Below are 7075 nucleotides of genomic sequence, written 5' to 3'. Positions count from 1 at the left end.
GATCCCACGCTGGGTGGGCGACGGGCTGCGCCTGGCCCGCCCGCCCGTGGTGCGCCGCGAGCGCCCGCTCCCGGAGGTCGCGGCGGAGCTCCGACGGGCCCTGGGATCCTCTGTAATGTAATCGGATCTCCACGGTTCCACGACCGGGTTTTCCGCAGGGTGGACCTGTGGATTTCCGCAAATCTGCCCCGAGAGGATCTTCGTCGCTCTGAATCCTAAGCCCGGCTTTGGAGATCTCCCTAGCCCATGCTATGATGGGGATAGCCCTTCCCATCCTGTTCTCATCGTCAGAGCGCTTGTTATAAGGTAAGGAAGGATGGATAGCCGTCTCGCTCCGAAATCCTTCCACAGCGCTGTGAGAGGGAGCAGGACGAAAGAGCGTCTGACGGGCGAACTTCATGGGCGAGTTCGGCCGGAGGAAGGCTTTGAATGTGCAGCTGGACTGTCTCCGTTGGCTTCATAGGGCCGCTGGTGCTCGGTCTGGGTTGTGGTGTAGCCACCCCAACCGCCTCTATGGAAACCCCAGGCCTCGTCCAGACTCCGCCCGCCCCCACGAGCCCACCGATCCCCACACCGACTCCTGCCTCTACTGAGACGCCGACCCCTCTTCCTCCCCCAACCACCACCCCCTCTCCTGTCTCCGAGGGGGGCCTTCCGGATCTGAACCTTCGGAGCTCCGCACTTGCGGAAGGCGAGACCATCCCTCGGGACTATACCTGCGACGGGGCGGATCGATCGCCGCCGCTGCGTTGGGATCCCCCTCCGCCCGGCACCCAGAGCCTGGTGCGGATCGTGGATGATCCCGACGCGCCTCGAGGGCGTTTCGTCCACTGGGTCCTCTATGCGATCCCACCGGATCGCACCGAACTGCCGGAAGGCCTTTCCCCTCAACCCTCCATCGAGGGAGTCGGGCGCCGGGGGCGGAACGACTTCGGCCGTCTCGGATATGGTGGGCCCTGTCCACCGCCAGGCCCGGCCCATCGTTACCCGTTCACCCTCTATGCCCTGGATGTGGCGCTGGAGCTCCCACCTGGGGCGCGCCATGGGGAGGTGGAGGCGGCCCTCTCGGGACACGTCCTCGCGGTGGGGCGTCTCACCGGGCGGTATGGGCGCTGAGGGGAGCAGTCCATGTGGACGGTTGAGCTGCGGCTGGCGCTGCTGATCCTGGCCACTTATACCCTGCTCATCCTCCTGCTCGGCCGGTGGTCCGCCCGCCGGGAGGCCCGGCGCGCCCGTTCGGCGCTGGAGCGCATCCCTCTGGGCTTCCTGCGGCTGCTCCCGGATGGCCGCTACGTGGAGGCCAACTCGATCGCGCGTCAGCTGCTATCGCTCCCGGCGGCCTCCGGTCGCCTGCCGGAGGCCCGATGGCGCCCTTGGCTGGAGGAGGACATGCAAGCGGCCCGGGCGGAATGGGCCGGCCGATCTCGCCTTGTGGCCATGGGGGAAGGCAACGCTCTGCAATGGTGGGTGGCTCCGGAAGGGGAGGAATTCTGGCTGTTCGTCGCCGACGCAGGGGAAGGCTATCGGGGTCTTCAGATGCTGCGCCGCTGGCTGGCCGGGCTGGCCCACGAACTTCGCACGCCCCTGGCCACGATGCTGACCCACCTCGAAGTGCTCAAGCTCCCTTCCATTGCCCCCGAGATCCGCGCGCAATCCCTCGAGATCCTGGAAGCGGAGGCCCGGCGCATGCTCCGGATGGCCCACGGGGTGCTGGAGCTGGGGCGCCTGGCCGGTGAGCCGCCGGTCCTCCGTCCGCTGGATCTGACCGAGGTGGTTCGGGCGGCGGTGGCGGAGAAGCTGCCGGAGGCGCAGGCCCGCCGCCAGACCCTCACGGTCGAGATCGAGCAGGGGCTGCCGATGGCCGTGGGAGAGGCAGACCGCCTGAAACAGGTCTTCCTCAACCTGCTGGACAACGCCATCCGTTACAGCCGGCCTGGCGATCGGATCGCGGTGACGCTGCGCCGCGTCCCCGCCGGGATTCAGTGCACAGTCGCGGATACCGGCCCCGGGATCCCCGAGGCGCATCTTCCCTATGTAATAGAACCCTTTTATCGCGGCGATGTCGGGGAGTCCGGCGGCTCCGGCCTGGGCCTGGCCATCGTGGCAGAAATCCTCCGCCAGCATCGGGCGGGGCTGGAGATCGAGAGCCGCACCGAAGGGGAGACCGGGACGGCGGTCCGGTTCACGTTGCCGGTATGGGAGGAGGGCGGATGAAACGGGCAGGGATGGCATGGCTTCGCCGGTATCGCGGGTGGGCGATAGCCGGTCTTATCGGGCTGTGGATCGCGCTCGCCGCCCCGCCTGGAGAGGTGGCCTTGCGGCTGGGCCCGGACACCGAAGGCCCGTGGCCCCGGTTCCGGATCGAGCCGCCCTCTCCCCGGCCCGGGGATGAGGTCACCCTGGAGGTCCGGGATCGGGTTCCGTGGGCGCATATCCTGCTCACGGTGAACGGGGCGCCGGCTGCCCTCCAGCGGATTGAGGATCAGCCTGAGCTTGGAACTTGGCGCTGGGTCTGGCGATTCCGGATGCCGGACGGCCCGGTTCAGGTGGCCTTTTACCGGGACTGCCATCTGGGCTGTCAGCTGCGGGGCCGCATGGCCCTGGGGGAGGCGGAACCCGCCCCATCCTCCTCGCCCCTGCCGACCAAGTTAGGGCTGGTCTTCCCCCATCCCGATCGGGACTGGAAGGGCCGATCCGGGTGGGCTGTGGAATTGACCTATGCGCAACTGGGGGAGGACCGGGATTGGGGCATCGACGCCTTGGCGGCCCGGGTGGCCCGCCACGAGGCGAAGGGCCTGCGGGTCCTCGTGCGGGTGGATTACGATCGCGGACAGACGCTCCCGCCCGCCGGGGATATGGAAGGGCTGCTCCGATATCTGGGCTATCTGGAGCGGCTGGCCCGGGACGATCGCCTGCAGGGGGTTTACGCGTATTTCCTGGGGAGCGGCCCGAATGATGCCTCCAGCAATCGGATGGCGCCGGATCGACCGATCACCCCGGCCTGGTATGCGCGGATCCTGATCGGCTACGGCGAATCTCCGCTGCGCGTCGACCACGCGGTCGCCGTGATCCGTATGGCCAACCCGCGGGCGCGCGTGCTGGTGGGACCGGTGCGGCCCTGGGTGCGGGATCAGGACGGCGAGCGCCGGTATCGGGTAGACGTCCCGTGGTTAAACTATTTCCACACCTTGGTGGCGTATATCGATGAGTCAGCTCGATCGAAGGGGGCGATGGGGGTGTGGAAACCGGGGCCGGATGGCTTCGCCCTGCACGTGCCGGGGCGGCCGGAGGCGGCGCGGGCGGCCGGCTACCCGGAAGCGGAGGAACCGTTGCGGGATCTCCGGGGCCCGGAGGGCGCCCGGATGGGGTTTCGGGCCCTTTATGACTGGCTGGAGATCATCAACGCCTATCCCTCTACCCGCGGCCGGCCGGTCTATATCACCTCTTCGAATACCTATGCGCCGGATGAAAAGATCCCGCCCGCGCACAACTATCCGCCGGGCTGGCTGACCGCCGCCTGGTCGGTGGTGGCGCAAGAGCCCCAGGTGGAGGCCTTCTGCTGGTTCCTGGACGCCGATCCCCAGTGGGAGGATTTCAGCCTGTGGTGGGGGAAAGGCCGCCTGCGGGACGCCGCGGCGGAGTTCGAGGCCCTGCTGACGCGCGCGCCTTAGCGCCCTGAAGTCTTCGGCCTACCTCCCGTTTCTTGGGGCAGCAGGTGTTACGGGGCGCATTTCCTCCGGCAAGCCTTTCGGGCGGCCCCAAAGGCGCCCGGCGATGCCCCGAAGGGATCTTTTTGTCCCTCTTTTCCCAGCTCTCAGTGGCGGATAAGGAAGACCTTCCCCCGCCTTCGAAAAGAGACCCAGTAAGCTTTCGATGGATTGCCCAGGCGAGGCGGAGCGGCCGAAGCCCGATCTTTACGCGTTGAATATCGAATGGAGGGCAGAGCGATGCCGATTCGCGTGGTGCTGGCGGACGATCACCCGCCGCTGCGGCTGGGCCTGCGGGCCCTGCTGAGCGCATCGCCGGACTTCGAGGTGGTGGGCGAAGCGGGGGACGGCGAAACCGCCCTCGCCCTGCTGGAGCGCCTGCAGCCGGATGTGGCGGTCCTGGACATCCGGCTGCCCCAGCGGGATGGTCTGACCATAGCGCGGGAGATCCGGCGTCGGGGATGGCCGATCCGCGTTCTCCTGCTGAGCGCCTATGAGGACGAGGCGCTGATCCAGGAGGCGCTGGCGATCGGGGTGGACGGCTATCTGCTCAAGCAGGAGGACGTAGAGACCATCGCGGCGGCTGTGCGGAGCGCCGCCCAGGGGCTGGCGGCCTTCAGCCGCCCGGTGCTGGCGAAGATGCGGACGCTTCGGGGCGAGGGGCTGACGGAGCGGGAGCGGGAGATCCTGGCGCTGGCCGCGGAGGGGCTGACCAACCGGGCGATCGCCCAGCGCCTGGGGATCTCGCCGCGGACGGTGGAGTATCACTTGAGCCAGATCTTCGGGCGCCTGGGGGTGAGCGACCGGGCGGCCGCCGTGCGGGAGGCTCTCCGCCGGGGCTGGCTCCGCGAGGCCGCGGGGGAGGAGCCCCCATCGCCTCCAACAGATCGCGCGTAGGTCCTGCCCTCCGCGTCCTCTCTCTGGCCTCGGGCCTGCGGAAATCCCGAGGGCCCACCCTGTGGAGAACCCGGTGGCGGGGCGACCGGCGCTGGGCTACGATTCGCGGTGTAAACATTCTGAAGCGACGGGAGCAGTTCCACGCATAAGGAAAAAGCACGACGCGCCGGATGTTGGTGTTGTTTCTCATCGCCGGATTTGCTGCGATCGGGTCGACAGGTCTGGCCCAGGATATCCCTCGTCCGGCCCCGCTGGCGACCCTCGCAGAAGCCCAAGCTGCTTTTCCCGGATTGCGGGAGCCCGCTTGGCACCCCCCGGGCTTCATCGGGCCAGCGGTGGTAATCCGCCGCGAAGGCGGAGCGCCCATCATCGATCTATCCTACAGCCATCCCGCCGGCGGTCTGGAGGGAAGCTGGTTCCGGTGGGAGGTCGCCCCGGCGTCGCTGGCGCCGGCCCTGGCGCCCCGGGCGCTGGTGCGGCTCCCGGAGCGCCACGCGTATGGGCGGGTCGGCGAGGGCCCTCCCCCGACGGAGGCGGATGAGGTGCAAAGGATCCTGCCGCGTCGGGAGATCCATCGGGGGATCCCGGTGGACATCGTCAGCGCTCCGGTTTGCGCGGACGCCTTCTGCGAGCGGCGGACGCGGTATGTGGCGGCGACGGCCTGTGACCCCCGGGTGTGCATCCGGATCGAGGGCGATCTGAGGGAAGAAACCGCCCTGGAGATCCTGCTTTCAGCTTTCGGGGAGGGGCGCTGATCTCCACTGCCGGCCCGGCGGCGCTCATCGCGCCGTGCCCCATTTCGTCGGTGTCGTTCCTCGAAGGGCCTCTCTTCGTCAAGTGGCGGCCCGAACGCAGCGGAAGCGAGGGCCGCTGCTTTTTTTAACGTCGCCGGTCAAGGGGCGCTTAGGGGCTGCTGCCCAAAAGCGCCGCGCCATATACCTCGCCCCGTTCCGGCGGACGGCTTGCGGCGGGGGAAGTGGCCCATCCAGAGGGTCCTGTGGAAATCCCCAGGGCTCCCCCTGGGGAAAATCCGGTGGTGGAGGCGCCTCGACCGGAATACGATGAGGATGGGAAAACGACCTTTACGGCCGGAGGTGAAGAACCATGACGAGGCGCCTGATTCGCAAGATGCTGGGGTTAGCGCTGGTGGCCGCTCTGCCCGTTGTGCTGGGCGGGTGGGGACCACCATGGCCAGTATTATTCGGAAGAGGCCCCGCCGGGCGCTCGAGGGGCGCCCCTGGAGCTGAACGAGTGGGCCGCTGCCGCGATGTCCGCCCTTACCCGCTTTCAATCCGGGCCTCCCGGCCCGCTGTGGTGGGGACGGGTCTATGCGTCTCATTGGGAGATAGCCCTCACCGGACTGCGACCGCACGTGCTCGCAGTTTGGACCCGTCCACACTGCCATAGCCCGGAATATTTAGGCCCGGGAGGATATGCGGATACCTGCTCGAGCAGCCATGGATGCATCGACCAGTGGACATGGTGGCTGAGGTATCCACAGTCAAAGCTGGGAGTCCCACTCTCTTGGTATGCACAAAGCTCGCACCGTCAAAACATCTCTAATTATCGAGCAACATGCTGGATTCAGTAATATCACAAATCGGAGGTTAAAAGATGAAGCGGAATCTGTTGCTGTTCATGATTCTTCCTTTGTCGTTACTTATCACTGCATTCCCTGTTCGAGGAGGGGAGCCGTTCCCAGCGGATGGGTTGTTGCTGCTATCGGAGGGATCTCTGAAGGAGCTGGGGTGGGAGGTGGAGGTGGATCCTCGCGCGGATACGGCCGTTACGGAGATCGCAAACCTGCTGAACCCAGCTCCCGACCAGCCCGGAAAGGGAGTTGTGATAGTGGTCTGGGATCTGGATTCGGTCGGGGTCACGGACTCTCGCCAGGCTCGGGTTGCCGGAATCGTCCAGGTGTTGTATCACTATGCCTCCGCGCGCGAGGCCCAGCGGGCCTGTGAGGCCCTCCCCCATCGCTTGATGAGGCAGCTGCAAGAGGCCGCAGGAGAAGTCCGCCTCCTTCCTCTCTCGATCGCCCGAGGGCGCGGACACCTTCTGGCGGTCCGAGGGTCCTCTGACGTCTATTCTCTGTGGCTGGCTGGGTGTCGGGGGTCCGCGGTGACGGTTTTATGGATTGTAAGCCTGAATCCCCAACTGCCATCGGAGCTGATGCCGCACCTGCAGTCGATGGTGTTAGGCGAATGATTCCCGCGAGATCCTGCAACGAGAGGCTCGGGATCCGGGGCGCGGTTTTCTTAAGAAGAGTGAACCGGCCTCGGCGTGGACAAGATCGCGCCGGGGCCGCTCTGTTCGCGCAAGCTACCGCGTGCGGCAGCCACTCTGCTGGTCGAACGGGTGGCGGCGGCTGCTGCCCGTGAGCTCGAGGGGCAGGCGATGAAGCGTAAAGGCTTTTGGGCGGCTCTGATCGTTCTTTTGCTGGTGGTTGTGGCCCTGTTGGCGACGCGAGG

At 67.0% G+C, this 7075-nt stretch carries 7 protein-coding genes; all 7 read left to right on the top strand.

Translation table 11 applies throughout. The features are described 5' to 3' along the window. Positions 1-429 precede the first annotated feature (429 nt). Positions 430-1116, top strand: a complete 687-nt coding sequence (locus tag NZM16_RS06690) for a YbhB/YbcL family Raf kinase inhibitor-like protein (protein WP_295479469.1) — start codon at positions 430-432, stop codon at positions 1114-1116. 12 nt (positions 1117-1128) lie between these two features. Next, positions 1129-2214 carry an ATP-binding protein gene (locus NZM16_RS06685; RefSeq protein ID WP_295479466.1) on the top strand — a complete coding sequence of 362 codons (1086 nt, stop codon included), beginning with the start codon at positions 1129-1131 and terminating at the stop codon, positions 2212-2214. Next, complete coding sequence (locus NZM16_RS06680) at positions 2211-3671, top strand: hypothetical protein (RefSeq protein ID WP_295453728.1); 1461 nt, start codon at positions 2211-2213, stop codon at positions 3669-3671. Before NZM16_RS06685 ends, NZM16_RS06680 begins: the two co-directional genes overlap by 4 nt. 276 nt (positions 3672-3947) lie before the next feature. Beyond that, positions 3948-4604, top strand: coding sequence for a response regulator transcription factor (locus NZM16_RS06675; protein WP_295479465.1), 657 nt, complete (start codon positions 3948-3950; stop codon positions 4602-4604). Positions 4605-4774: 170 nt separating this feature from the next. Next, positions 4775-5359 (top strand): hypothetical protein, encoded by a 585-nt coding sequence (locus NZM16_RS06670; RefSeq protein ID WP_295479463.1) that lies wholly within the window; start codon positions 4775-4777, stop codon positions 5357-5359. A gap of 859 nt (positions 5360-6218) precedes the next feature. Continuing rightward, positions 6219-6812 carry a hypothetical protein gene (locus NZM16_RS06665; protein ID WP_295479461.1) on the top strand — a complete coding sequence of 198 codons (594 nt, stop codon included), beginning with the start codon at positions 6219-6221 and terminating at the stop codon, positions 6810-6812. A 75-nt stretch (positions 6813-6887) separates the two neighbouring features. Continuing rightward, positions 6888-7075, top strand: a 188-nt coding sequence (locus NZM16_RS06660; RefSeq protein WP_295479459.1) for a hypothetical protein, incomplete at its 3' end; no start/stop codon positions are given.

This window comes from Thermoflexus sp., assembly GCF_025055495.1.
Taxonomy (GTDB): Bacteria; Chloroflexota; Anaerolineae; order Thermoflexales; family Thermoflexaceae; genus Thermoflexus.
Note: the sequence above shows the minus strand (reverse complement) of the source record. Positions and strands in the feature narration are given on the sequence as shown.

Coding starts and splice junctions, on each gene's coding strand:
- NZM16_RS06690 (WP_295479469.1), top strand. CDS start 430: ATGTGCAGCTGGACTGTCTCCGTTGGCTTCATAGGGCCGCTGGTGCTC.
- NZM16_RS06685 (WP_295479466.1), top strand. CDS start 1,129: ATGTGGACGGTTGAGCTGCGGCTGGCGCTGCTGATCCTGGCCACTTAT.
- NZM16_RS06680 (WP_295453728.1), top strand. CDS start 2,211: ATGAAACGGGCAGGGATGGCATGGCTTCGCCGGTATCGCGGGTGGGCG.
- NZM16_RS06675 (WP_295479465.1), top strand. CDS start 3,948: ATGCCGATTCGCGTGGTGCTGGCGGACGATCACCCGCCGCTGCGGCTG.
- NZM16_RS06670 (WP_295479463.1), top strand. CDS start 4,775: ATGTTGGTGTTGTTTCTCATCGCCGGATTTGCTGCGATCGGGTCGACA.
- NZM16_RS06665 (WP_295479461.1), top strand. CDS start 6,219: ATGAAGCGGAATCTGTTGCTGTTCATGATTCTTCCTTTGTCGTTACTT.